Below are 25,983 nucleotides of genomic sequence, written 5' to 3'. Positions count from 1 at the left end.
TTACACCTTTATGGAATAAGTCGTGGGTGAATATGGAAGAAAAAAATGCAATATAGGCAAAAGCTGCACACCATAAAGTCCATGGAACATAAACTATTTCAGAATTGAGTTTAGGAAAAGGAGTGATAGCATGTCTGAAGAAAAAAAGGTTATCCATGTCAAGAATCTTATCATCAAAGCCGATAAAGTGATATTGGATACGGACGATAAAGAAAAAGAAAAGCATGGCCGTGATCATGATTTCGATCCGATCTTCGGCCATCGCCGCAAGAGAGATGATCACCGCGATAACGGACATGATGAAGATAAAGACAAAAAACATGATGATGATAAAGATGACGATGAGGACAGGAGACGCCGGAATTTCTGGTTCTGATCAAAGCAGCTTCGGCTGCTTTTTTTATATGGTTAGACAAGGAAGAAGAAGGGAATAGAAGAATACATAAAAAGGAAAGGAAGGGATGTCATGAGCTGGACACTGCCAGTATCTGCAAATCAATACATGGATTATCAAAACAGGCTCAATGGGGTAAGGAAGAGCAGCAGATATACGATTGAGCGGGCGAATCCGGTTGTGCAGGATGGAAAGCCCGAAACGTTTGAGCGATACGTCCAAGATCGGCTTGCCCATCAAGCCTCGCTACAGCTCCGGGAGAGAAAGCAAGCAGACAAAAAGACGCCCTTTGATAGACAGACATATAGTCTGCTGACTGGAAAAGGACGTCATATCGATATGCTTTGTTGATTCAATGATAAGCTCTGGTAAATAAACCATTCGTGTGTGTCCATTCTGCATACGCCACATCTGCCGCTGTATCAAACCCTTGCTTCTTGATTTCATCCCTCAGCCACTCCAGTGATTTCCCGCAATTGATGACATTGTCCTCGATGATCTCCCCATCAAGGATGAAGGATACAGGAAGTGGATTGGGCTGTTCCTTCAGCTTCAGATCATCCCGTGTCGGTGTCTGATAGGCGCTCTTTTTCAATACACTCAAACTGCCATCTGCTTCGATGATGGCATAATCGACCTCGGCAAGGGAAAAGACATTATTGGCCCGAAGCTGATGCATCAATTGATTGAAGTCCATTTTATTCACTTTCATATCCTCATATTGAATTTCGCCTTGCGAAATGATGACGGATGGCTTACCTTCCAAGAATCCGCGCGTTCGTTTGAATTTCTGTGTCAATTTTTCAACGATCAGCATGAGTATCCCCCATGTGATGATGGCCACTGCAATATGAGGGATACCAGCCTCGGGATCGAACAAAGCATTCCCGAACAGCTCCCCTGCTGCAATTGCGGCAATGAAGTCAAAAGGCGTGATTTGGTTCATTTGTGTCTTTCCAAGCATTTTCGTCAATAAGAAAAGACCAACGAATCCAAATATCACTTCTACAATTATCTCTCCATAAACTCCCACGTACCGTCACATCCCTTCTAAGAGAAAGCATGCCCAAAGGTGGAAGAGCTATACGAAAAAAGACTCCCAAAAGGGGAGCCTCACAGCTGTTTCGTCATTGTCTTATGCGGGATGCCGGCATCCATGAATTCATCGGAAACGACTGTATAGCCCAGCCGTTCATAAAAAGGGATCGCCTGGGTCTGTGCATTCAGTTTCGCCTTCTGCATGCCGCGTCTTTTGGCCTCGTCCTCCATGGCGCGCATCAGTTCATTGCCGTAATGCTTGCCCCGGAATTCCTTCAGGATACAAATGCGTTCCATTTTAGCGTAGCCGTTGACGAAGCGCATTCTGCCGGCCGCTCCAGGAATATCATCTTCATACCCGACAAAGTGGATGCTCTCGTTCTCCAGCTCATCGATTTCAAGATCCGCCGGCACTTTTTGTTCTTCCACGAAAACCAATGTTCTCACTTGGAAGGCATCCTGCTGCTGGCGGCTGTTTTCTGCAACGATTATGTCCATTCTTCATTCCTCGCCTAATGTAAAAGTTTCTTTCACGATCCATTTGTCGTCCGCTTGCTGCTCGAGCAAATGGAATTGTTCGGCTTGCTCTTCATATTGGAATTGCTTCAGCTTCAGCGTTCCATACAAATCCCCATATTCCCCGCTTGAAAGATTCTGTGCAATCGTGATATGGGGGACGAATGCATATTCTTTCTCACCCTCGAAGAAGCCGTGGTAGAGCTTCTCGTGCAAGGTTTTAAGCTGCTCAGAAGGAGTCACTTTGAAATAAAGTGTATTATGAGCAGGTGCAAACGTGCTGACTTTTTCTATTTTATAGGAGAAGGGAGCTGTTTCGCGTGCAATCCGTTTGAGCTCGCTCACTGCATCGATGAGATCTTCTTCATTCAATGTGAATGGCTGCCTCACCTTCATATGCGGTTTGATGAGTGCATACGCGGAATCGTATCTTTTGCGGTACGAATTGGCTTCTTGCTGAACTTGCTCAGATGGGAAAATTGCAATAGTGTAGTTCATCTAAAGTACCTCCAATTAAGAATGAATAGCATGCGTATCGTTTGCTTCTGTCCCTTATTATACCAGAGATAGTGCCTGCTGTATGCGGCCAACCGTTCAGCCGAAAACGTCTGTCAGCACCTGTTTCATATCGCGCTGCCAATACTTCCATGTATGCTCTGCGTCCTGCAGCTCGCGGTAGGTATAATCGATATCCTTGGAGCGGAAGTATTCCTGTAAGCTTCGATTCGGTTCCACAAAGTCCATTTCTTTATGGAAGGAAGTGGGGACAGAGGTCTCATTCGTTCCGACCGTATGGTAAATGGACAGGCTATCCAGCTGCTTGGCCTCGCGCACTTCCCGCATGACAGCTTCATCCACCAATGGAGACTGCATCACGACGCCTCCGAAAGTATGCGGGAAACGAAGGGCGGCAACCAGCGAGAGCGTGCCAGCAAGGGAATCGCCCATCAGTGTCCTGGTCGCTCCCATATGTAAAGTGGGCAGGTCATCCTCCAGCACTGGCAGCACCTCATGCAATAGAAACTGCAAAAATGCTTCGTGTTTCTTTCCGTCTGGATGATATTTATCGATTCGGTCGTTCCGATCGCGGTAATGGATACCAGCAAAAACCGTATTTTTAATCTGTCCGTCACTGTGCAGCTGATCGCTTAACGTCGCTATCCGTCCCATTTGGAAATAGTCGTTTCCATCCTGCATGATGCATAGCTGGTATTTATACATGGGGGAGAAGGACTCCGGCTTATACCAGCGTATCTCCAGGCTTTCGTCCAAATAGATGCTGTCGATCATGGTGCTTTCCATCTTGCCATTTCGTTTCATCTGCTAAACCTCGCTTTATGAAAGGGTTGTGATGCCATTTTACCATGAATGGGAAGGGGAGGAATGAAAAAAGCAAATGGCGTAAGCCATTTGCTTATCAGGCTGTGATGAAGAATCGACGCAATAAACCATACCGCGGTGAAAACATCCATGTCAGCAAAAACAGGATCCCGCCGGCTGTACTCATGGATCCGGAAATCGAAGCATCGAGCCATAGTGCGCCATAATAACCGATCACGGCACTAAGGATGCCGAAAATGCAGCTGTACAGGAGCATGGCTGATAATCGATCCGTGAGTAAATACGCACAAGCGCCAGGTACGACGAGCATACTGACGACAAGGATGGCACCGACAGCGTCAAACGAACCAACGGCCGTGATGGAAACAAGCCCCATCAGCAGGTAATGGATCAAAGTAACCGGCAAGCCGAGTGTCAGAGCGAGTGCTGCATCGAAGGAAGTGAGCTTCCATTCCTTATAGAAAAGCAGGATGATGAGCAAAGCAAACACACTTATACCCAAAAGCATCGCTGTTGCCTTTGGTATCTCGAAGCCGAATAGGATTTGGGTATCCCATGGAATGAAGGCAATCTCACCCATCAGCGCATGCTCGACATCCAAATGGACATCCTTTGCAAATAATGAAATCAGGATGACTCCGATGGAAAAGAAGGTGGTAAACACGATGCCGATACTGGCATCTTCCTGGACACCGGCATGATGAAGTGATTGGATGGCGAAGGTCGTAACAAAACCGATGATCGTTGCACCGATCAGCATGTAAATCCCGTTAAGACTGTTGGCGATCAGGAAGGCGAGCACGATTCCAAGCAGTACGCTGTGACTGATGGCATCGGCAAGCATTGCCATGCGCCGGACAATCAGGAAACAGCCGACCATGCCGCAGCTGATGCCGACAAGGCAGGCAGTAAGCAAAATCCAGCCTTCGTAGGTCATATCCCTTCCTCCTTTAGGTGTTCCGTCCGAACCCGGTGCGCCGTCAGTTTTTGGACAAGGCCGTGCTTACGGCCGAAAGTGAAAGATACTATAAAACAAAGGGCCGCCGTGACAACGATAAGGGGACCTGTTGCCAGGCCGGTGCTGACTGTACTGATAAGGACGCCGGCAATGCCGGAGCAGGCTCCGATTCCGCCAGCGATGATCACCATCGAGCCAAGTCGATCCGTCCAATACCGGGCACTGATCGAGGGAATGATGAGCAAAGCAGCCATGAGGATGACACCGACTGCCTGGATGCCGATCACGACTGTCATGACCAGCAGGGTGGAGAAGAGCGTTTCGAGCAAACCGACGGACAAGCCGCTATTCTTGGCAAAGCCGGGATCGAAAATCAGAAGCTTCCATTCTTTGAATAGAAGGAATGCAATGAGGATCAAAATGCCGGCCGCACCACCCATCGTATAGACATCAGTTCTTGTCATGGCTGCTGCCTGACCGAAAACGAAGTTATCCAGACCGCTCTTATTTCCTTGCGCCTGACGTGTGATCCGGGTAAGCAGTACGATGCCCATACCGAAGAAAACGCTCAGCACCATACAAATGGCAGTATCTTTCTTTATCCGTGTCGTCATCGTGATCAGCTGAATCAAATAGGTTGCCAAAAGGCCAGCAGCTGCAGCGCCTATCAAAAGGACCAGCAGCTGCTTTTCGCCTATGAAAAGGTAGGCGGTACAGATCCCGGGCAGCGCAGCATGCGCCACAGCATCTCCAATCAAGCTTTGCTTCTTTAGCAGGGCAAAGCTTCCCAGGACGCCGCTGGCTATCCCAAGCAGCATCGTGCTCAGGACCACCCATTGTGTATTCGGCTGGTGCAGCAGTGCATGCCACATTTCCTGCAGCATGTGATCACCCTCCGATCCGTTCGTCCGGCGCAGGGAAGAATGCCAGTGCGCCGCCATATGTTTTTTGCAGCAACTCTTTGGTGAATACTTCTTCGGTCGGGCCATCCGCGATTACGGTCCTATTTAACAGAAGTGTGTGATCGAAGTATTCAGGAACGGTTTGAAGATCATGATGGACGACAATGACAGTCTTACCTTTTTGCTTCAATTCCTGCAGCAAACCGATTATCGCTTTTTCAGTCTTGGCGTCCACTCCGACGAATGGTTCATCCATGAAGTAAACATCGGCATCCTGAACAAGTGCCCGAGCCAGGAATACACGCTGCTGCTGCCCGCCGGAAAGCTGCCGGATCTGTCTATCGGCATATTCCTCCATTCCTAGTTTTTGCAGCGCTTCCCTTGCCAGACCGATATCATGTTTGGAAGGCCGCTTGAACCAGCCGATATGACCGTAACGGCCCATCAAGGTGACATCCAGGGCATTCGTGGGGAAGTCCCAGTCCACCGATCCTCGCTGCGGTACATAGCCTACATTGCGATTTTTTGGATGGTAAGGCTTTCCTAGTATCGAAATCTCCCCTGAAGACCGCTTGATCATCCCGAGGACAGCTTTGATCAAAGTCGATTTACCAGCACCATTCGGACCGACAATGGCCGTCAGGGTTTCCTTGGGGATGGACATGCCGACTTGTTCCAAAACAGTCTTTCGGTCATAAGCAACGTTTAAATCCTTTATTTTCAAAGCTTCCATCTGTCCTCCTCCTATCTCAAAGCTTCTGCAATGGTGTCGACATTATGGCGGTACATGCCGATGTAGGTGCCTTCCTCTGTCCCTTTTTCACCCATGGCATCAGAATAGAGTTCGCCGCCGATTTTTACGTCATGACCAGCTTCTTTGGTCCCATCGATCACGGCGTTGATCGATTTCTCGGACACACTCGACTCCACGAATACTGCCCCGATTTTTCGCTCTGTCAGTGTATCGATCAATTGTTGGATATCAGCTAAACCGAATTCGGAGTCGGTGGATAATCCTTGTAGCCCCATCACTTCCATATCATAAGCCTCGCCGAAATAATGAAAGGCGTCATGAGCTGTGACGAGCACCCGCCGCTCCGCTGGAATGGATGCCATTTTTGCTTCAGCATAGCTTTTCAGCTCATCCAGCTTGTCGAAATAGGCAGCTTCATTCGCCTGGTAATCCTCCCTGTTATCCGGATCTTCTTTTATGAATATATCCGTGATATTACTGATGGCAGTTTTCCAGATATCGATATCGAACCAAATATGCGGATCTGGAAGGCTGGCATCCTCGGCATCCGATAATAGCGTTGCGTCATCAACAGCTTCCCCGATTGCTATTGCAGGTATCTCTTTTGGCATATATTCGAATACCTCGAGCATTTGCCCTTCCAGGTGCAGGCCATTGTAAAGGATCACATCGGCGTCCTGGAGTTTTTGGATATCGCTCTGTGTCGCTTTGTATAAATGGGGATCGATTCCCGGCCCCATCAGACTAACGACTTCCACATGCTCGCCGCCGATTTGTTCGGCAGCATCAGCGATTTGAGCGATAGTCGTGGTCACGTGTAATTTCCCTTTCTCAGGACCGGAACCAGAAGCAGAATCGGAAGCACCACAGCCAGCAAGTAAAAAGACAGCCAGTAACAAAGGTACGAAAGAGAATAGCTTTTTCACATAAGACACTCCTTTGACGAATTGGATTATTAGCCACATGCATGTGTTTTTCCTTAAGGCAAAATTAAAGTATGCAAATGGGAAAGTCAAGTGCATGAAAGAAAAAAATAATCATGACAGAAAATAAGTTTACTTAAGGCAAAATACGACTTATTTCACATGGGAATTATGGTAAGATGATGGAAAGGGGATGATGCCAGTGGAACAGATAAAAGGAATCATGCAAGTATTGAAGCTTGCCGAGAAGCTTAAATTTGAAATGAGGCATAGCTGGCTTTCAAACGGCAGGCAGGAGAGTGTCGCGGAACATACGTGGCGCGTCGGCTTGATGGCTGTACTGTTGGAACCTTACATAGAAGAAAAGTTAGACATGGCAAAATTACTGAAGATGATCATGATTCATGACCTTGTGGAAGCAGAAGCAAAGGACATACCCGCTTTTGATACGCTTTATGATGCAAAAAGGAAAGAACAGAAGCGTTTGGCGGAGGAAAAGGCAATGGATGATATCAGGGCGATGCTTGCAGAAGAACCGGGGAAGGAGCTGCAGCTGCTTTGGCAGGAATTCGAAGCGAAAGGAACATTCGAAGCCAAAGTGGCCAATGCCCTGGATAAGCTGGAGGCTCAGCTGCAGCATAATGAAGCATCGCTGGAAACATGGCTCGATATAGAGAAGGAGATGATTTATTTGTTAAAATCGCATACCGATTTTCATCCGGTGCTGGAGGAACTGCGGCAAGTGATCGTGGCAGAGGCAGAAGATAAGCTAAGGGAGACTCCTGAAACTGCAGGGTAACAACGTGATCAAGGGCATAAGCTACATTACTTTCATTGTCAGGGATCTCAATCGGACTGCAGACCTTTTCCAAAAGGTTTTGGATGCAGAAGAAGTTTACGGCAGCGGTATCAAAAGCCACCCCCTATATACTGGGAAATTATTCCGGGAAGGCGGACAATGGATTGCTGTTATGCAGCCAAGGGGAATTGTCAATCGGACATATCATCATGCTGCATTAAAGTAGATGCAGATAGAATGGGAAAGGCGGGTCTGGAAATAAGACCGACACGGACTCGGGCTTTTGAAGGGAAGGGGAAGTCCATCTACTTTTACACAACCTTTTCGAACTGCATACCGGGACACGGCAAGAACGATTGGAATCGTATAACAAAGGGGAAAGCTAATGCAATCCAAAACAAATCGACCGGCAGCTGCCGGTCGATCTCGGAGAATATCAAGGATGGATGATCTCCATTTCATCCTTTTCAGGAGTTAAGCAGGTTTCAGTAGGTCGAATCATACCGTGACCGAGTTGAATTCCGGCATATTCAAACGAATTGTCTTCTTTTACAATTACTAAGAGCTCCATATCATCCCGCAGCGATATCCCCACTGGGTCGTGAAACTTTTTGCCCAATGTTTACTTCATATCTGCTTCCTCCGTGTAAGGATGGAAGAGATGAGCTCTTTTCCAGTCATATGTAATAAGATCTCCTAAAAATACGGTATTTGTGTGTTCGTCCTTCACTTTTTCATTCAAGCTGACTTCCAAAGTCCTATCATGCTTGACATGGAAGTAAGGCAGGGCGACATAAACCATCCCTGCAAAGACAATCATCATCCCGAGAATAATGATTGATTTCCTTTTCTTGATGATGGGCATCGACCTCCCTTTTTTACAGGATATTACTATTATGACAAAAAACATCTGGTTTGATTGGCAAAAAAACAGAACACGCGGATAGCATGCTCTGTCCATGAACCTATACTATTTTTTAGTTTTCCATACCCGGCTTATTGGCTGTGACCCTATTGCTGCCGTCATCATTTTTCCTTCTTAAGAAAAACGCCATGATCAAACCAATTGCCGACAGAAGGACTGCTGCAAGGAAGGCAGCATCCATGCCAGTAATTTGGGCATCGGCAGGATTTGTGAAGTCGCCGTATTTTATCGTATTCGTCATGATGGTGATCAGAATAGCCGTACCGATCGAGCCGCCAACCTGTCGGAATGTATTGTTCATCGCCGTCGCATGCGGAATCAAATGGTTTGGCAAAGCATTGATCCCGGCTGTCGTGAGCGGCATCATGACAAGCGCTGTACCAGCCATGCGAAGCGTATAGATGATCACGATGAAGGAAAGCGACGTATCCAGTTCGAGGAAAGCAAATGGAATAGTCGTCACTGTCATCAGGAAGAAACCGATAATTGCCAGCAGCTTCGCGCCGATCTTATCAAAGATCGCCCCCACGAACGGAGAGAGGATACCCATCATGATCGCCCCTGGAAGCAGCATCAATCCGGAATGGAATGCACTGACATCACGCAGGTTTTGCGTATATAACGGCAGGATCGTTTCTGTCCCGATCATCAGCCCGAATACGAGCATACCCATGATCGTCGTAATCGTGAAGGTGAAGTTCTTGAACACGCGGAACTCCAGCAATGGTTTTTCCATCTGCAGCTGTCTGATGATGAACAGGATCAAGGACAGCGCCCCTATGCCGAGTGTGCCCATGACCTCCCAATTGACCCAGCCGCTCGTACCAGCGGAGCTGAATCCATACAGAATACCGCCGAACCCGATGGATGAGTATACGACAGAGAGCACATCGATCTTGGATTCCTTCAATGTCGTTACATTTTTCAATACGAAAATGGCCAAAACCAAATCGATGACAGCAATTGGCAGGACGATATAGAACAGGTAATGCCAAGAGAAGCTATCGACGATCCAGCCGCTGAGCGTAGGACCGATTGCCGGAGCAAATGCGATGACGAGCCCGAACATCCCCATTGCCGTCCCGCGCTTTTCCGGCGGGAAGATCGTCAGGAAGACAGTCTGCATGAGCGGCATCATGATACCGGCTCCGATTGCCTGGATGATTCGAGCCACCAGCAAAAGACTGAACGCTGGTGCCACTGCTGCAACCAGCGTTCCGATGCTGAAGGTGGTCATCGCAAACAAGAACAATTTCCGCGTCGAATATTTCTCAATCAAGAATGCTGTAATCGGAATCAGGATCCCGTTTGTCAGCATGAATGCAGTTGTCAGCCATTGTCCCTGATCTGCTGTAATATCAAAGTCACTCATAATATGGGGCAAAGCCGTAACCAACAATGTCTGGTTCAAAATCGTCACGAAAGCACCGATGATGAAAATCGTCACCGTCGCCATCCGGTTGACCTGAGCAGTCTGTTCAGCCATTTATATTCCTCCTTACAGCAGTAACCGAATGGCTCGGATACTTTCTTTTAATCTGCTATGTTGATCTAAGTAAGTCAGCAGTGCATCAATCAAATAGGGAGCAGGCTCCTCCTTAGCCAATTCCTGCTTCAGATGAACCACAGCCTCTGTCAGCGAACCATCTTTCAGATCGTTTACTGTAAGCTCATGTATTTGCTGCAAGAATGTGTGCAGCAGTTCCTCTTTTCCAGGAGCCTCGGGCAAATCCGCATGAAAATGAAGCTGGATATGCCGCTCATTCAATAGGGGAGCGCGGCTCAGTTTATCAGCAATAATAGCGTCCATCACCAGCTTGATTTCATGCGCAACCTCCGCCGGCTTTTTCAGGATTGCGCCATCCGCCATCATTCTTAAATAAGGATTCAGCAGTCCAAGCAGATTGAGTGTCATATCCCATTTGTACGGTTCTATCTTGTTTCCATAAAGATTCAACAGCATGTCCTGATGCCATTTGATAAGAATGCCCCGGACATTGTTCATATGCTGCTGAAGATCTGATGATTCCTTGAAAGGGGGAGAGAACATCAGCATTTGGATCAAATGCTTGTTCTCCTTGAAAGACTCGATCTCCATCACAATCTTCCGCTCAAAACGAATATCCGGCGTCAAGCTCTTATCTGCCTCGATCAAAGCAGCCTTATTCCGCAGCTGCGCATGATTGTTTTCAATCAGCTCATTCAGCAGTTCCTCCTTGGAACCGAACAGTTTGTAAATGGAGGCCTTCGATATCTTACAAGCCTCCGCTATCGACTGCATCGACACCTGCTGGAACCCAAACTCCGCAAACTTCCGCTTCGCGGCCATTAAAATCTCCGTTTTTTTATCCATTACATTCCCTCACTCAAAACCCATAAGTTTTATAAAAACCGGTTGGTTACTTTTGCTACTATACGCCCCTTAAAACGGAAAGTCAACACAGTTGTTTTATGTTACCCGAAATAACTTTTCCTAATAGTGTTGACAATCTTGTATATATCTAATAGAATAATACAAGACGTTACATTACATATCGATTCCGTAGCTCAGCTGGGAGAGCACTACCTTGACAGGGTAGGGGTCGCTGGTTCAAGTCCAGTCGGAATCACTAATTGAAAAAAGGCTGGAACCCTTGGTAGGCAAGGGTTCCAGCCTTTTTTGCGTTTTAGGTAAAGAGTAGTACAAAGGTGTTAGAGGGGCAAATGCTAACATTTTGCTAACATTCCACTGATAAAGGAGAGTATGAATTTATTGTTTGATGTTTAATTTGAAAGTCCTTGTGGGCAAAATAAAAGATGGAACGGATATTCCATCTTAATAATTCCATCTTAATAATAAAGGAACGTATTTAATTAAAGTTGACCACCATTGATAACTTTGTACTCATAAGTGTTCGATCTTTCTATTTCAAGCTTTACAGAAGAAATCTTGGCTATATCGGACTCTACAAATTCCACTTTTTCTGTGTTGAAAATACAGATGTTAAAACCATCTTCTAATGAACTGCTATACCTTATACCTTCTATTTTAAGATTCTTTGCCAGTTCAGATACATATTGAGTAGGAAGATAATCTAAATATCTTGTGTCTTCATCAATTGGCTTTGAAAATTCACTATTTAGGAAATTGGTGAGAAGATAAAAATCTAATTGTTCACTTAGAGTAGGTTTTTCAAAGAATGTTCTATTGTCGAAACAAGAAACTTCAAGAGTATCATTAGTTTTAACATTTGCGACTGATACTTTTTTGTGTTTGTGCGGACGAACTTCAGCAATAGCAGTTATATCATTTTCTGCAACATACAAGTATGAAATCCCCCGAGGATTAAGTCTGCCCTCATTAACAAGATGTGAAGGAGGAGCCATAATTTTATCTCCTGAAAAGGCTACCTCCATATCTTTTATTGTTACTACTTGCTCACCTGGGTATCCGTGTCGTTGTTCTACTTTTATTTTATCGTATCCCAATCTTGCTCTGAAATAGTGCTCATTTTTAGTTAGTGTATATTTATTTTCTATAAGTATATATCTTAGAGCTTCCGATAGCCTCTCAGAAATACCAAAACCAAATCTATTGGAATATTTGACGGCATCTTTGAAATTTTTCCATTCACCAACAAGGGATGAAAGATGGTATGGAACTGCAAAATTCCCTTGGAGGTCTTCAAGGTTCCTTAAACCACCTGTCATATGTATGATTAAATTATCTATAACTTCTTGAGGTAACTCTGGATTGAATAGGTTAATTTGCTTTGTTAGGAACCTTTGTATTCTAAATCCACTATCACTTTTATTTAACCGTAATATTAAACGTTTAGGATAAGCGAAAATACTTGATTTTATATCACATATATTTAAATCTTTACCTTCACAAAAAGAGCAATCTCCAATTAGATTTAATTTAATTATTTCATATGAAATCTGTTTGTTATTAATACAATTGATACAGCAATTCATACATTGTGAACCCCTTTAATTTTTTATTGTTTTCTAAAATAACGTCTGATGAATGACTCTTTTTTCTTGTTTGTATTAAGGGTCATCTGACTTATTATACCTAGCATTCTGGTTAGTTCCTGCTCAAATTCAAGTGTCACATCATCTGTTCCAGTAAATGCGTGAACAAGCTCGTGCAAAAATGTTCCAGTAAATGCTTGGATATTCGAAAGTTGACTACGTTTAATGATTATTCGTTTATTAGCAGGTTCCCATAAACCCAGTGCATCGTCTCCGCTGTAATTATCCGGCCGCATTGTCTCAGAAATAACAATCGTTTTTACTGCTTTTCTTTGATGTGGGAACCAGTTTAAAATAGTGTCTTTATGATCGAACACTTCTTTTTCCTTATTACTAAGCTTTTTATAATCGACTAGCTTAAACTCAAAATTCTGATTCCATTCAGCGGCGAAAACATCTAAATTACGGAATTCCTTGCCATTTAAGTCTTTACTGGATTGGAGCCTTAGCGCAAGATTGTCCGGAACCGTTACTATCCGAATATCTTCTTCTTTAGCGTAATCTATATATTTGCCGCCATCCATCAAGTCATACGCGGTCAAGAACAATACCTTTTCCTTACTACTAAGTATTTTACAGGCGTGAAGCTGCACGTCTATCCATTGCAATTCATCGCGCGTTACACCCGTTTGCATATTCTGTAAGTCATCAACTAGTAGTTCAGCAGATTCGTTGCTTGTACACTCAAGCAATATTGATTTAACTCTGTCAGTATAAGCGCTTCTGCCAACATTACTTCTTTCTCTGTTTAGAGATTGTAGGAGTTTCTTTGTAGGAGATGTAATATTGTAGCTGAACAAGAAGTTCTCCTCTTCTGCTACACATATTCCATTTACATATATTCTGGCGCTCTTTTTACGACTAACATATATAGAACCATATTTAGTTTCTTCAATAAGTTTGTCACCAGAGTAAAGTAGAAAGAAGTCCTTTGCATCATTTATATCGCTATCTTGCAGACCCGAGAAGATAAATTCTGTACCAACCATTTCAGGATTAGTCGGTTCTTTTACAATAGCGTGCAATGTTACAACATCTTCAAAGTCATCTTTTGGAGCCTTTTCAATAGTAATATCGCTGTACTTGGAGTGAATTAAGACCCCAATCTGCCGCCGATCAAAAGTAGCTAGTGCATCTTTCAAACCTACGCCGAACTTTCCAATAACCTTATTTGGATTCTCTGTTTTTTCTGTATTCTCGTTTTGAGTGAGATGCTCATATCTTAGACCGCGGCCATAATCTTTAATATGCCACAAGCCATTGTTGTCCTTTTGTATGAGCGGCTGCTTAGTGTTACTTAATATAGATTCATCAAGTGCATTTGCAATAATCTCTCTTAAGGCGTGGGCTATAGACCAATGTTCTAAAACCTTTTCGATATTCAAATCGAACTTCTTCACAGTGTTCCTTCTCTCTAATTATGTCTTTTTTCCTATCTTTGGTATTAGGATATAGCTTTTAATAATAAAAGAGAAGGTGTTTTGTGAATTTTTTTCCTTCATTCCATAAATAGATCTTTGCTCAATGCCTTACTAAAACGGTCAGCAGCATTGTTATTCTTATTTGGGACTAAGTGCGCATAAGTCTCCAATGTCGTTCTCGGATTTGTGTGGCCTAATCGACTAGAAACCTCTACAACGTCTATACCTTCAGATAGAAGAATAGAGGCGTGGGTATGTCTCAAATCGTGAAATCTAATTTTGGACACTCCGGCTTCTTGGATTAATCTTTTCATCACCCTTGTTACATTACGCAAATCTTGCTCTTTACCTTCATTAGTGCATATTATAAGGTCATTTTCTACATAAGCATTTCCAAATAGCTCAATAATTTTCTCTTGTTCTTTTTTATGTTGAAGAAGAGTTTCTGCAACGTCTTCACTGATGGTTATATTTCTTTTGGATTTTTTAGTCTTTAATTCTTTGTGTAAGTATCCCTTACCAGGAATATTGGACAGTGAGCGTCTTACATTTATAACTCTTCTTTCTAAATCAATATCAGCCCATCTAAGGGCTAAGAGTTCACCTTTACGCATTCCGGTATGAATTGCCAAAAAGAATAAAATATATAGCCGCTCATTTCTTATGGTTGTTAAGAACTTATTGATGTCAGCAGAATTCCATATCAGGAATTCTGCCTTTTTTATAGAAGGAGGATCAGCACTTGCTACAGGATTTGAAATAATCATATTCCATTTTTGTGCTTGTCCTAGGGCCTTATTCAGTAAGTTATGCAGCTTACGAACTGTACTTGTTGAAAGACCTTCATTGAGTTTATATCCGTAAAAATTGTCTATATCCCTAGTGGTTATTTTAGAAATTTGTTTGTTTAGAAATGGATTATTGTTAAGAAGGTGTTTGTTAATCGTATAAGTGCTTATGCTTATAGTTGTTTCACTAACCCGAAATCTGTAATGTGTATTGAGCCACTTTTGCATAAAAATTGAAAAGTTCTCTTTTGATGGTGAGTGAAAGTCTTCTTTTTCTAATACATCTAAAGCCTTTCGTAAAGCTTGTTCTGCCTCTTTCTTTTTCTGAAAGCCACCCTTGGATTTTTGCTTTCTTTGTCCGGTTTCAGGATCTCTCCCAACGTCAATAACGTACGTATATGTCTTGCCGCGTTTATAAATATGACCTTTCATAAATATTGACCACCTTAATAGATTAATAGAGTAATAATTGCAGGTTTGACAATATTCAACTGATATATTCAATGAATTTATCTTTTAAGACCCTTTTTACTCTATTTGTACCATTGAGCTTGATTAGAGGAAAACCGGGAGCGTTCATAAGAGCATAGGCTGTTGATTTTGAGACTTTTAGTATGTCCGCGACATCTTCAGCGGAGAGTATCATAGGGTAATCTTCGTAATTCTTGTTCATTTATATACTCCTTTTTGTACTAATTAGTTGATTGTAAAAATTTTCTTCTAATAAAAATCGAATTATTCTTCTGCTTATAATGATAGAACCATCAAAATAAGAAGTGGAAAAAACTTTTTTATTAAAGCTCTGCTTCTAATGATAGAACTATCGAAATAAGAAGTGGAAAAAACTTTTTTAGCAAAGCTCTGCTTATAATGATAGAACCATCGAAATAAGAAGTGGAAAAAACTTTTTAGCAAAGTTCTGCTTATAATGATAGAACCACCAAAATAAGAAGTGGAAAAAACTTTTTCAAAAAGCTTGGAAAATAATATGGAGGGTGAAAGTTAGGTATAAATCTTTTGTTCTTGGAAAATAACTGTTCTAAGAACAGGGGGAATGTAAGAATGGAATGGAGTAAAGAAAGAAAGCGAGAGTTTATAATAAATTCTCAGGGTTATTTTGTAAGTACAGATTTAATTGTTTGGGTGTCTGTTAGAGAAACACTAGACAGTAATTCATTCCCTGCTAGGAAGACATTCTATTTTATAGACTGGAGTAACTATTTGATTAATCTTAAAGAGAATGTCTCTTTCTCACAGGTGTATACAGAAGGACCAGGTCAACAAATTTTAGGAAATAAAATATCTTATACAGATTTTTTTCTTGAAGTGGTTGATTCTAGTGGCCGCCGCTTACTTAGAACAAAGTGTGGAAAACTAAAGAAAGTCGACGTTACTTTTGCTAACCAGAATCCTACTCAAAAACAATTCTTAAACTGGGGATTTGTTAGTAAGCCTAACTTAATTCGATATTTTGTTGAATACCACCAAAAAAAGTGCGGACAATTTCGTTTTATAAGCTGTGATATAGAGGAGCACAACCGTCGAGCTGCTTATAAATTAAAGAGGATATGTAATAATTCACCCCGATTCAGTACTGACCGAGACTTAGAGTTTAAAAAATACAAAAAAAAATTAGCAGGCGCTGAAGTACTGGCGCTATGCAGTTTTTACGAAGATTATATCGCCTAAGGCGATATTTTTTTATTTACCCCTTGAAAATCAAAAAATATCGCAATATAACTTATTATCTAGTTTTATTAAGGGGAGATATCAATTGAGTGATCTAAATGTGAGCAAAGAATGGATTGAAGCAATCTTAAAGGTATCAGAAGAGGCTGGCGTCAATAAAAAGGTCATTCAAGATTTTATGGTTGATATTCTGGGGGATAAAAATGAAAAGCTTAATTAATCTTATTGAGGAAAACTTACTGAAAAAAGAAAATACATACGAAATAGTAGTGCCGATAAATAAAGCAGAAACTATAGAAATACAATTGGAGCTTAATATAGATTAATAGTTTATAAATCCCCCTCTATGCCAATACTTGTCTTAAAAGTATTAGAGAGGAGAAGATTTATGTCTGAAATAAAGATACTAAAAGTAACAACAAACGAAGAACTAACAAAAGAATCATTTCATTTCATCAGAATGATTATATATCGAACAATTATTAAAGAATTGGATATCGACTTAGATCTCCAGGCGGAGTTAATGTCACCAGATTTTTATCAAATTTCTAAAGGAGAAAATCAAAATGATACATAATGCATTTCGAAAGGGAAAAGTAGCTATTTACACTAGAGTTAGTAGCAGAGGTCAAAGTGTGGCGATGCAACTAAAATTAGCTAAGAACTATGTAGCTTCTAACAATCTAACGAATATTGAATTCTTTAATGATTTTGCTGTTTCTGCGAATAAGGTAGAAATTAAGAAAAGACCTGAACTAAAGAAATTACTTGCACAGGTTGAAGCAGGTAATATTTCAATAGTAGTAGTCTATTCGAGAGACAGATTGGCAAGAAATTTTTATGAATATATGAATATTATAAAGCTTCTAAACAAGCACAAAGTCGAAGTAGTTTTTACTGCAGTTGAACAAAGTCCTTATACTGTTGATGTAGACTCCGAAGGCATGCACGGCATCTTTACTCAAATGGATGGCCGCAATATTGCAAATCGTTCACGTGACGCAAGAAAAATTCGCCCGACACAAGTTTATGGTTTTGAGAGAGTAATAACCACCAAAGATAAGGTTAAATTTATTGCCAATAAAGACAGTGATTTTCTAAGAAGACTTTACGAGTCTTTTATAAAGTCGAGCGATGGATTAGAGGTACTCAAAGTAATAGAAAATTTCGCCGCCGAGTTAAGAAGTAAAGATTACTTGAGAATTATGAAATATTTAAGAAACCCTTTTTTCGCTGGTTGTGCGGATATTAACGGTAAGTTACAAAGATTGGATCACGTAGAAGAATTAGTGTCAGTGGCTGATTTTAATAAGGTACAGTTTAAACTAGAGAAAAACAGAGACATAATTTATAACGCACTCGAGGAATATTCAAAAGAAAATATAATTATTCCAGAATGCGCGATTTGCAAAAGAAGTATGAGTAGAAGAAGAACATTGTCCAATCCTGCAGTATTCTACTGCAGGAGAAAACATAAAGAAATTACAATAACACGTCAAGCACTATTAGAAGAAGTAGAGGTAAAGCTGCGCTCTTATGTATCAAATTTAAATCTAAAAGAAGTGTACAAAGAATGTAATGCAGTAATAGTAGAATTACAAAAGCAATTGAACACGTTAAAAAATAACAAAAGAATAGAAGTAGATAAACTCCACAACAAGATAGTCAGGAATATTATGAGAGATGAAATAAGTGATAATCTATTACTCTCTGAAAAAGATTTAATGAACCAGATTGATGAAATCGATCAGCAACTCATTCGATTAAAAGAAGCAAAGATGGAGTTATCTGATTTAGCTGAAATTGTAAGGGATCATCTGAAGAAAAGATTACAAGTTACTAATACGAAAATTCTAATTCAGTTTTTCATTTCATCTATAGAAGTAAGTGAAGATTTCATAAGGATGTTGTGTAATTTTGGAGACTATGTACAGGAGGAGATTGACAATGCAGCAATTATTCTTTAATTATAACTATCTCTATAATGGAATTAACCTTCACACAGATATAGCTATAGATTTGCCAGATCTTAATATAGTAACTTCAGAGGACAAGACAAATTTATATCCTTTGGGGATTGCTTATATACGGTGGTCTGATCAAAAACAATCTGATAAGCATTCTTTAGAAATCCAACTAAGATATATAGTGAGTAAGGCGAAAAAAGAAGGCTATCTCTCTTTAGTGTTATTTATTGATAAAGCTACTTCAGCGTATCATACAATGGTTTATAACCGTAAGAGTGCTACTGAAATGATAAAGTTTATAGAGGCAAATGAGACAGCTCAAGCTTTATTTTTTTATGATGAGTCAAGAATATCCCGCTCTATTACTGATATTAATGATATATATGTAACGATAAAATCATTCCGTAACGGGTTTAAATTCTTTTCAAGCTTAGATGAAACGGAATGGGATCCTAACGATCCTATAACACAATATAAAGTTGTAAGAGCTCATAGTGAATCAGAGAAAAAATCGAATACAGCGAAATCATATATCAAATCTATATTAGAAAGAGAGAAACCAAAGCGACCAGGGTCAAAGGCACCCTTTGGTTATAGTTACAGCAGCGGGACAAGAGAGGAACTAGTACCAAATGATGAAGCTAAAGTAGTGGTACTAATCTTTCATTTATATAGTAACGGATATAGCGATAAGGATATTGCTCTTCTTCTAAGCAAATCTCCTGTTCTCTCCCCAAACAATAACGAAAAATGGGAGGATTCCAGTGTACGCTATATCCTCAATAATCGCTGGTATATTGGTGATATGACTTGGAATGCACGTACTGGGTACCATAATAGTAAAAGGAAGCAGTTAGAACAGATTAGCCTTTTCCAGAATCACCATCCCGCATTGATTAGTGAGGAAGTATGGGAGATTACACAATCGTTCAGGAAAGATAAGTCTTTAAGAGGCCGTTTTAATAGTCCCTTTATCTTAAAGGGGATAGTTAAGTGTATGAAATGCGGTAGGACCCTCGCAACCAAGAATGCGACGCCATCGGGATCAAAAAAGCAGTACAACTATTATAGTTGTGTCAACTGTAAATATAATGTTGATAAAGAAGATCTTGAGTCTAAGGTTATTGCCAATCTGTCTTCAAGATGGAATGGATCTTTATATAATTACAAGGATGTTTATAATCAAACCATAACTCAATGGGCGAAGAATCTTAAAAATAGAATAGAGAAAATTAATGAGGATTTGCAGAAACTAAGATACAAGTTAAGTGTAATGGAAGGAAGGTATACTCGTATCATTTCTTCTGCAATTGATAAGATAGAGTTGGAGAAAAAGGAAGCTGAAATGGTATCCCTTAAGTTACAAAAACTACCTGCTGAATGTTTCTTTGAAGAAAAGGTAATGCGGTTTTCCAGGGATATCAATGAATACTCTTCAAGAGAAAAGAGAGCATTCTTGAGGTTAGTTTTAAATTGGGTTTCTTACAATGTTGAAAGAACAGGTATTCAGGTTGATTACAGATTAACGCCATTCGTTGAGATTGAGGATTATATGAATTCTTTAAGTGAAGAGACCAAAGGAATTGTATCACCATAAAATTAAGGTCGTTCTTTAAAAGAACGACCTTTTAAATTGTCCAAAAGAATGATTGAATTTTATCCGCCACAAATTTTAGCTGCTTGTATTACCGAGGATAAAAAATGAATACTACTTACATTACCGAAAAAACTTTCAAGATTAAATAATGAAAAGTGAAAGAAATTGAGAAAACCATTGATATCAAGGGTTTTTGGGAGCAGTCACTCGGTTTTATAAGCATCGAGGGATACTAAGACACGTGTATTGCCGAATTACAATTCAAGTATTGCTTATATTACCGAAAGTATTAAATACACAATTCAAAAAGTAAGTTAGCTTGTCCTCGTATAACCAGTCCTTTGTTTTCTTTAAAAGTGAGGGTATTATTACTATCTTGTAAGTTGCGTGAATAATTAAGGTATGTTTTTAATGATGTGGTGATGATTAAATATGTTTACAACATGGAAATGTATAGGTATCAAGGAATATGGCGGTAGATATAGTGTTAAATAAAGGTAAGTGAAATTTAACAGTGTTCTAAATATATTAAAAAGAGCTCATCATTAACTTTAAATATAGATATAGGATGTTTGCAGTTCAATCTGCTACTTACGCTCATTCTCTTGGGTAAATTTCGTTTTTAAGGGCATAACAAGAGAAACGAAAATTAACCCAGGAGGAAGGAATAAACTTGTACGCTTATGACAGTGTTATTTTAGCGCGGATGCTTACCTCTTTGACGCTTTGCTTTCATATTATTTTTGCCACAATCGGTGCCGGTGTTCCTTTATTGATCTGTGCAGCAGAATACGTAGGAATCCGGAAGCGTGATCGTAATTATGTATTATTAGCAAGAAGATGGACAAGAGGATACGTTATAACAGTTGCTGTCGGTGTAGTAACTGGAACAGCAATCGGCCTTCAGTTATTTCTGTTATGGCCTACCTTCATGCAAATTGCCGGTCATGTTATTGGACTTCCGTTATTTCTGGAAACCTTTGCTTTCTTCTTTGAGGCGATCTTTTTAGGAGCCTATATCTATACATGGGATAGATTCAAGGGAAGGTATACACATTGGTATCTATCTCTTCCGGTTGTAATTGGCGGGGGGATGAGCGCGGTGTTCATTACGAGTGTAAATGCTTTTATGAATACACCGCAAGGTTTTACGCTTGAAGGACGAACGATTATGTCGGTGCAGCCACTAATGGCAATGTTGAATCCGGCAACTCCTTCAAAAGTATTCCATGTGCTCACATCCGCATACATGATGTCAGGAGCTATTCTTGCCGCGATTACGGCATTCTTTATCTTGAAATACGGAAACAATAAGTATTATAAGAAAGCACTTAAGCTGACTATGATTATAACGCTGATTTTTTCCATCTTCACAGCAATAGCTGGTGATACTTCTGCTAAATTTTTAGCGAATTATCAGCCTGAAAAGCTTGCCGCTGCTGAGTGGCATTTTGAGAGTGAAAAAGGAGCAGACTTAATCCTCTTTGGCAAGCTGACAGAGAATAATGAAATAAAAGGGGCTATTCATCTGCCCAAATTGCTTAGCTTCTTGGCTTTTGGCGATTTCAATAGTGAGGTTATAGGTTTGGATAAAGTGGATGCAGATCTGATACCGCCTTTATGGATACACTATATGTTTGATTTAATGGTTAGTTTTGGGGCTTTCGGTATTATGATCAGTATGCTTTTTATTATTTTTATGTTTTGGAAAAAACGAGACCAATATAATAAGTGGCTATTGAGGGCAATTGTACTTAATGCGCCTCTCGCAGTTCTAGCTCTTGAATTTGGCTGGATTTATGCGGAAGTTGGACGACAGCCATGGATAATGCGAGGGTATATGCGTGTAGCCGAAGGAGCAGTCACTTCACCATATGTTCATTATGCATTCGCAGCATTTTTGATTTTGTATGTGTTATTAGGTACTTTTTATGCACTAGTGTTAAATCGCCTATACAAAAAGAATCCGATTCAAAAAGAGTGGGAGATGCGCTTTCCTGATACGCTGTTTGGAGGTGATCAAAAATGAACTACGAAATAATAGGGTTATCAGCACTATGGTTCTTCCTGTTTGCTTACTTAATTATTGCGTCAATTGACTTTGGAGCCGGTTTCTTCGCCTATTATGCAATGCAGACAAAAAAAGATCATATTCTTAATCGCCTGATTGCCAGATACCTATCTCCCGTGTGGGAGATAACGAATGTATTTTTCATTTTCTTCTTCTATGGTCTAGCCTTCTTCTTTCCAGATGCCGGATATTACTATGGGACAGCCATGCTGATACCTGGAACAATAATTTTATTATTGATTGGTATACGCGGTTCTTTTTACGCCTTTGAGAATTATGGATCAAGAAAAAGTAAACTATATACATTCCTATATGGAGCTAGCGGCCTATTTATTCCAGCTGCAATCTCGACTGGTTTGACGATATCTGAGGGAGGATTTTTACGTCATGAAAACGGCAGCGTCTACTTGCGTTACAAGGAGTTGCTGACAAATCCATTTTCATGGGCAGTTGTATTTTTAGCAGTTGTATCTGTACTCTACATTAGTGCTAACTTTTTGACGTATTATGCTAATAAAGCAGGGGATGATCAGGCGCGTAGATTGCTCCGGTCTTATGCGCTTTTCTGGGCAGCGCCGCAGATTATTGCAAGTCTGACAGCATTCATCTTTATCAGCAGACAAAATCCGGAGCATTATAATAATATGCTGGATCTTTGGTGGATGTTCGGGCTGTCTGTATTGTTCTTTCTCATTGGAATATATTTTGTATATAAAGAAAGGAAATATGGCCTATCTTTTATCTGTGTCATGCTGCAGTTTTTTTTCGCTCTCTTAGGGTATGGAATTGGTCATATGCCATATTTGCTTTACAATGAGATTGAGATTACGGTAGATGCCACATTACCAGCATCAGCAGCAGCTTTGTTGATTGCTTTTGCTGGAGGCTTGCTCATGCTAATTCCTTCCTTGATCCTTGTGATGCGGATGTTCCTGTTCGATGCGGAGTATGTTAAAGGTAAGAAATGATAAGCCTTGAGCGTTTGGAATAAATTATTGTAGTTTTTGAATAGACAGTAGAGGTAACCAAATATAAGTCTATAAAGGAAGAAAATAAAAACCGGCTATTTTGGCCGGTTTTTTTACGTGAATAAACACATATTTGCAGTAGTTATAGGTTTGAAGAAATGTAGCTATATCTCATTAAATTTATTGAATAAATACCGAATGGTGCAAGTATTCACACCATCCGGTTTAATAATTAAAGATAAACTCGGTAAAGGAGTCCTGTCAAAGTTGAAATACCCATGCAATTATTGGACCAAAGACAGTGCCTAGCAACGCACTTAATGTCATCGATACAGAGCTCATTGAAACGGCTGGTTCACCATATTCCATTGTTCTTGCAGTACCTAAGGCATGTGAAGCACTGCCCAGTGCAATTCCTTTTCCTACATAGCTAGAGATGCGTACCAATTTGAGGATCAACGGACCAAGGACAACTCCAGATATACCTGCAATCATCACGAAGATTGCCGTCATAGATGGTATGCCTCCTAATGTATCCGTTAGCTGCAGTGCGACAGGGGTCGTAATTGATTTAGGTATTACCGAAAGAACTAGATCATGATTACCGCCAAGCATTTCGACAAATAAAATACCACTAGTCATTCCGAGTAGAGACCCGATACAAACTCCGGTTAAGATAGGAGCTATATTTTGCACAAGAACCTTCCGATTATTATAGAGAGGATAAGCTAGTGCTACCACACCTGGACCAAGCAAGGCATTGATCCATTTCCCCCCAATCATATAATCATCATAGGACATATTACAAGAAACTAGCAGAATGATTAAAGCTACAGAAGTTGTAATGACCGGGATGAAGAATGGGTAGGGATACCGCTTATATAATTTAACACACATGTAATAAATAACGACTGTAACAAAAACTATACTGATTGCGAAGACTATTTGGTGCATGATTCTCTCTTCTTCCCTTTATTGATTTTGTTTTCCATGAACTGGCTTACTATTCCAGCTGAAATGATAGTTATGATGTTGCTCAACACTACCACTATTGTAAGGATAGCTCCATGGATGGAGAAAAAGGATGGATAGTCCATTACACCAACCATTGCAGGTATAAATAATAATGGAAAGATTGCTAACAAGAATCCCGCTCCATCACTGATGATGCTGACTGGAACTATTTTGTAGGACAAACAAAATAGCAATAGAATCAACCCAATGATACTTCCGGGAAGTGGGATATGAAGCAAACTGTGTAGTACAGTTCCTAGAATAGAAAAAACAGATAATATAGTAATTTGCAAAATAATACGTATTGCTATCATAAATAAATGAAGCCGTCCTCTTATTTACAAAGAAAAACAGCCTTCCCCCTCTCAAAACTAAATAGGAAAACGCTTTATTATTTGAATATTTTGTTGTATAGTACAACTATATACTTGTATTATACAACGAAAAGTTAATCTGTCAATCTTGTCAAGAGGAGGAGAACCAGAAATGCCATTCAAAGAAAGTAACAAAATTGAGCGTATTGAGTATGAAATGACCACATTAGTCAGAAGAGCTGTATATAAAGATAGCTCGGGCAGTAAGATAGGAGACTTGGACCGAGCCATATATCTTCTGCTCAGAGAACTTGAGGCACGTGGCCCGGCACGTTTGAAGGATTTGGCGGAATTCTTCAAGTTGGATACTTCAACCTTATCGCGTCAAGCTACTTCCGCGGAAGCTAAGGGCTTAATTAGTCGATTACAGGATCCGAATGACAAGAGAGGTAGCTTATTTCATATCACAGATTTAGGAATAACAAAATTAACGGAAGACAAAAAGAAGCGGAGTAGTCGATATCAAGAAATGTTAAAGAGTTGGTCAGATGAGGAAATTGATATATTCGGGGACCTTTTAATCAGGATGAACGAAATTCTTGCTGAATGACTAGAATAGCGTCTAGTTTTTAAAAATGTTCATAATACAGCCATATACTACATTTAGAAGTAGTTGACATAACCTTTTATCATAACTAACATAATAGCAGTGAGAAGATAAAGTTCTATTCTAAGTTGGTTATTATCTTAGAATAGAACTTTAAATAATATTAAAAATAGGAGTAGATGAAAGTGACATGGGTTTTTATAGCAATATTAATTGTGTTTAGTTTAATAAAGATTATTCCAGCTTCCCTACCTAGTTCAGTCGTAGAGAAAATTTTAAATAAATATAAGATACATCCTCAAATAACACCGGAGAACTGTAAAGTGAAATATGGTGATGTACAATTTATTGGCGGAAGAAAAGATGAAATTATACAATATTTTAATGATGCTAATTACCTTGAGAAGTATTATTTTGCACCTGAGAAAAATGGAGAGCCCTTGGTTATTTCCGTAACTGAAGGAAAAAGGTTTACCGAATACAGCCTGTACGTATCTTCAGATTATATTAATGTGTACAAGAAACAAGGTAAGAAAGAAATTGCCTACAGTATACGGTCTGCTCAATTACTAGAGATAGCAAGTTAGTAAAAAAATATAACATGTGTATCATGATATAAAAGCCTATTGCCAAAGAGTTATTTGGCAATAGGCTTTTAGTTTTTTTACGAATATCATTATAATTAACAGCCATTGTAAACATTAATATAGTTGCGTTTCCTGTATATGGTATTTTATCTTACAATAAAATACTAATTGATAACGATGTATGATTAATAAAATTTTTAGTTAGTTCTTCCTTATTTATTAAATTTCTAAGATTATCTATTTGAAGAAGTAATATCTTTAAAAATTCCTCTCTTAATAATTATTTTTGTTTGTTAACAAAGCTGTGACTATTACGCCACAATTTGTTCAACATTTCACATTCCGATACAGATAAGCGGGAGTATACTATAACAGGACATTGTGATGTATATC

At 40.2% G+C, this 25,983-nt stretch carries 30 protein-coding genes and 1 tRNA gene; 14 read left to right on the top strand and 17 right to left on the bottom strand.

The window, feature by feature from the left end; translation table 11 throughout:
* The first annotated feature begins 130 nt into the window (after positions 1–130).
* Positions 131–376 carry a hypothetical protein gene (locus MHI54_RS02670; protein WP_095216393.1) on the top strand — a complete coding sequence of 82 codons (246 nt, stop codon included), beginning with the start codon at positions 131–133 and terminating at the stop codon, positions 374–376.
* 90 nt (positions 377–466) lie between these two features.
* A complete protein-coding gene (locus MHI54_RS02665) occupies positions 467–745 on the top strand; it encodes a hypothetical protein (RefSeq protein ID WP_095216392.1) in 279 nt (92 codons plus the stop codon).
* Position 746: 1 nt separating this feature from the next.
* Here MHI54_RS02665 and MHI54_RS02660 read toward each other — a convergent pair whose 3' ends face one another.
* From MHI54_RS02660 to MHI54_RS02625, 8 genes are all read right to left on the bottom strand, one after another.
* Positions 747–1,427, bottom strand: coding sequence for a DUF421 domain-containing protein (locus MHI54_RS02660; protein WP_233135080.1), 681 nt, complete (start codon positions 1,425–1,427; stop codon positions 747–749).
* Between the two features lie 80 nt (positions 1,428–1,507).
* On the bottom strand, positions 1,508–1,930 hold the full coding sequence (locus tag MHI54_RS02655) for a GNAT family N-acetyltransferase (RefSeq protein WP_095216391.1): 423 nt from the start codon (positions 1,928–1,930) through the stop codon (positions 1,508–1,510).
* 3 nt (positions 1,931–1,933) lie between these two features.
* Entirely contained in the window at positions 1,934–2,446 is a 513-nt protein-coding gene (locus tag MHI54_RS02650; RefSeq protein ID WP_095216390.1) for a 2'-5' RNA ligase family protein, read from the bottom strand.
* A 96-nt stretch (positions 2,447–2,542) separates the two neighbouring features.
* Entirely contained in the window at positions 2,543–3,268 is a 726-nt protein-coding gene (locus tag MHI54_RS02645) for an alpha/beta hydrolase-fold protein (protein ID WP_095216389.1), read from the bottom strand.
* 97 nt (positions 3,269–3,365) lie between these two features.
* Complete coding sequence (locus MHI54_RS02640; protein ID WP_095216388.1) at positions 3,366–4,226, bottom strand: metal ABC transporter permease; 861 nt, start codon at positions 4,224–4,226, stop codon at positions 3,366–3,368.
* Positions 4,223–5,131, bottom strand: coding sequence for a metal ABC transporter permease (locus tag MHI54_RS02635; RefSeq protein ID WP_340082258.1), 909 nt, complete (start codon positions 5,129–5,131; stop codon positions 4,223–4,225). The genes MHI54_RS02640 and MHI54_RS02635 overlap by 4 nt, the downstream gene beginning before the upstream one ends.
* Positions 5,132–5,135: 4 nt before the next feature.
* On the bottom strand, positions 5,136–5,882 hold the full coding sequence (locus tag MHI54_RS02630) for a metal ABC transporter ATP-binding protein (protein ID WP_340082257.1): 747 nt from the start codon (positions 5,880–5,882) through the stop codon (positions 5,136–5,138).
* 11 nt (positions 5,883–5,893) lie between these two features.
* The gene (locus MHI54_RS02625) at positions 5,894–6,829 is read right to left on the bottom strand and encodes a zinc ABC transporter substrate-binding protein (RefSeq protein ID WP_340082256.1); all 936 of its coding nucleotides are present in this window, start codon (positions 6,827–6,829) and stop codon (positions 5,894–5,896) included.
* Positions 6,830–7,049: 220 nt separating this feature from the next.
* Between MHI54_RS02625 and MHI54_RS02620 the strand changes: the two genes are divergently transcribed.
* Together MHI54_RS02620 and MHI54_RS02615 are read left to right on the top strand one after the other, a co-directional pair.
* Positions 7,050–7,625 carry an HD domain-containing protein gene (locus MHI54_RS02620; RefSeq protein WP_340082913.1) on the top strand — a complete coding sequence of 192 codons (576 nt, stop codon included), beginning with the start codon at positions 7,050–7,052 and terminating at the stop codon, positions 7,623–7,625.
* Positions 7,626–7,629: 4 nt separating this feature from the next.
* On the top strand, positions 7,630–7,851 hold the full coding sequence (locus MHI54_RS02615) for a hypothetical protein (RefSeq protein ID WP_340082255.1): 222 nt from the start codon (positions 7,630–7,632) through the stop codon (positions 7,849–7,851).
* Between the two features lie 396 nt (positions 7,852–8,247).
* Here the strand turns inward: MHI54_RS02615 and MHI54_RS02610 are convergent, their stop codons facing one another.
* From MHI54_RS02610 to MHI54_RS02600, 3 genes are all read right to left on the bottom strand, one after another.
* Entirely contained in the window at positions 8,248–8,490 is a 243-nt protein-coding gene (locus MHI54_RS02610) for a hypothetical protein (protein WP_340082254.1), read from the bottom strand.
* Between the two features lie 112 nt (positions 8,491–8,602).
* On the bottom strand, positions 8,603–10,036 hold the full coding sequence (locus MHI54_RS02605; protein WP_340082253.1) for an MDR family MFS transporter: 1,434 nt from the start codon (positions 10,034–10,036) through the stop codon (positions 8,603–8,605).
* A gap of 12 nt (positions 10,037–10,048) precedes the next feature.
* Positions 10,049–10,903 carry a TetR/AcrR family transcriptional regulator gene (locus MHI54_RS02600; RefSeq protein ID WP_095216381.1) on the bottom strand — a complete coding sequence of 285 codons (855 nt, stop codon included), beginning with the start codon at positions 10,901–10,903 and terminating at the stop codon, positions 10,049–10,051.
* 183 nt (positions 10,904–11,086) lie between these two features.
* On the opposite strand from MHI54_RS02600, the gene MHI54_RS02595 reads away from it, so the two are divergent.
* Positions 11,087–11,159, top strand: a tRNA-Val gene (locus MHI54_RS02595).
* 244 nt (positions 11,160–11,403) lie between these two features.
* Here MHI54_RS02595 and MHI54_RS02590 read toward each other — a convergent pair.
* The 4 genes from MHI54_RS02590 to MHI54_RS02575 form a co-directional block, all read right to left on the bottom strand.
* Entirely contained in the window at positions 11,404–12,507 is a 1,104-nt protein-coding gene (locus MHI54_RS02590) for an RES family NAD+ phosphorylase (RefSeq protein ID WP_340082252.1), read from the bottom strand.
* 23 nt (positions 12,508–12,530) lie between these two features.
* Positions 12,531–13,967, bottom strand: a complete 1,437-nt coding sequence (locus tag MHI54_RS02585) for an ATP-binding protein (protein WP_340082251.1) — start codon at positions 13,965–13,967, stop codon at positions 12,531–12,533.
* Between the two features lie 98 nt (positions 13,968–14,065).
* On the bottom strand, positions 14,066–15,208 hold the full coding sequence (locus MHI54_RS02580; protein ID WP_340082250.1) for a site-specific integrase: 1,143 nt from the start codon (positions 15,206–15,208) through the stop codon (positions 14,066–14,068).
* Between the two features lie 55 nt (positions 15,209–15,263).
* Positions 15,264–15,449 carry a helix-turn-helix domain-containing protein gene (locus MHI54_RS02575; protein WP_340082249.1) on the bottom strand — a complete coding sequence of 62 codons (186 nt, stop codon included), beginning with the start codon at positions 15,447–15,449 and terminating at the stop codon, positions 15,264–15,266.
* Positions 15,450–15,838: 389 nt separating this feature from the next.
* Between MHI54_RS02575 and MHI54_RS02570 the strand changes: the two genes are divergently transcribed.
* The 7 genes from MHI54_RS02570 to MHI54_RS02540 all read left to right on the top strand — a co-directional run bounded on the left by MHI54_RS02570 (position 15,839) and on the right by MHI54_RS02540 (position 23,068).
* Entirely contained in the window at positions 15,839–16,465 is a 627-nt protein-coding gene (locus MHI54_RS02570; protein ID WP_340082248.1) for a hypothetical protein, read from the top strand.
* A gap of 85 nt (positions 16,466–16,550) precedes the next feature.
* On the top strand, positions 16,551–16,685 hold the full coding sequence (locus tag MHI54_RS02565) for a hypothetical protein (protein ID WP_340082247.1): 135 nt from the start codon (positions 16,551–16,553) through the stop codon (positions 16,683–16,685).
* A 168-nt stretch (positions 16,686–16,853) separates the two neighbouring features.
* Complete coding sequence (locus tag MHI54_RS02560) at positions 16,854–17,042, top strand: hypothetical protein (RefSeq protein ID WP_340082246.1); 189 nt, start codon at positions 16,854–16,856, stop codon at positions 17,040–17,042.
* Positions 17,032–18,432, top strand: a complete 1,401-nt coding sequence (locus MHI54_RS02555; protein WP_340082245.1) for a recombinase family protein — start codon at positions 17,032–17,034, stop codon at positions 18,430–18,432. Before MHI54_RS02560 ends, MHI54_RS02555 begins: the two co-directional genes overlap by 11 nt.
* Positions 18,413–20,029, top strand: coding sequence for a recombinase family protein (locus MHI54_RS02550; protein WP_340082244.1), 1,617 nt, complete (start codon positions 18,413–18,415; stop codon positions 20,027–20,029). Before MHI54_RS02555 ends, MHI54_RS02550 begins: the two co-directional genes overlap by 20 nt.
* 673 nt (positions 20,030–20,702) lie before the next feature.
* Positions 20,703–22,058 carry a cytochrome ubiquinol oxidase subunit I gene (locus tag MHI54_RS02545; protein WP_340082243.1) on the top strand — a complete coding sequence of 452 codons (1,356 nt, stop codon included), beginning with the start codon at positions 20,703–20,705 and terminating at the stop codon, positions 22,056–22,058.
* Complete coding sequence (locus tag MHI54_RS02540; protein WP_340082242.1) at positions 22,055–23,068, top strand: cytochrome d ubiquinol oxidase subunit II; 1,014 nt, start codon at positions 22,055–22,057, stop codon at positions 23,066–23,068. The genes MHI54_RS02545 and MHI54_RS02540 overlap by 4 nt, the downstream gene beginning before the upstream one ends.
* Before the next feature lie 261 nt (positions 23,069–23,329).
* On the opposite strand, the gene MHI54_RS02535 is transcribed toward MHI54_RS02540, so the two are convergent.
* A complete protein-coding gene (locus MHI54_RS02535) occupies positions 23,330–24,022 on the bottom strand; it encodes an LrgB family protein (RefSeq protein ID WP_340082241.1) in 693 nt (230 codons plus the stop codon).
* Complete coding sequence (locus MHI54_RS02530) at positions 24,010–24,396, bottom strand: CidA/LrgA family protein (RefSeq protein WP_340082240.1); 387 nt, start codon at positions 24,394–24,396, stop codon at positions 24,010–24,012. The genes MHI54_RS02535 and MHI54_RS02530 overlap by 13 nt, the downstream gene beginning before the upstream one ends.
* Before the next feature lie 172 nt (positions 24,397–24,568).
* Between MHI54_RS02530 and MHI54_RS02525 the strand changes: the two genes are divergently transcribed.
* A complete protein-coding gene (locus tag MHI54_RS02525; RefSeq protein WP_340082239.1) occupies positions 24,569–25,006 on the top strand; it encodes a MarR family transcriptional regulator in 438 nt (145 codons plus the stop codon).
* Between the two features lie 176 nt (positions 25,007–25,182).
* Positions 25,183–25,590 carry a YfmQ family protein gene (locus MHI54_RS02520; RefSeq protein ID WP_340082238.1) on the top strand — a complete coding sequence of 136 codons (408 nt, stop codon included), beginning with the start codon at positions 25,183–25,185 and terminating at the stop codon, positions 25,588–25,590.
* Positions 25,591–25,983: the final 393 nt, after the last annotated feature.

This window comes from Terribacillus sp. FSL K6-0262, assembly GCF_037977385.1.
In the GTDB taxonomy this organism is placed as follows: domain Bacteria; phylum Bacillota; class Bacilli; order Bacillales; family Amphibacillaceae; genus Terribacillus.
Note: the sequence above shows the minus strand (reverse complement) of the source record. Positions and strands in the feature narration are given on the sequence as shown.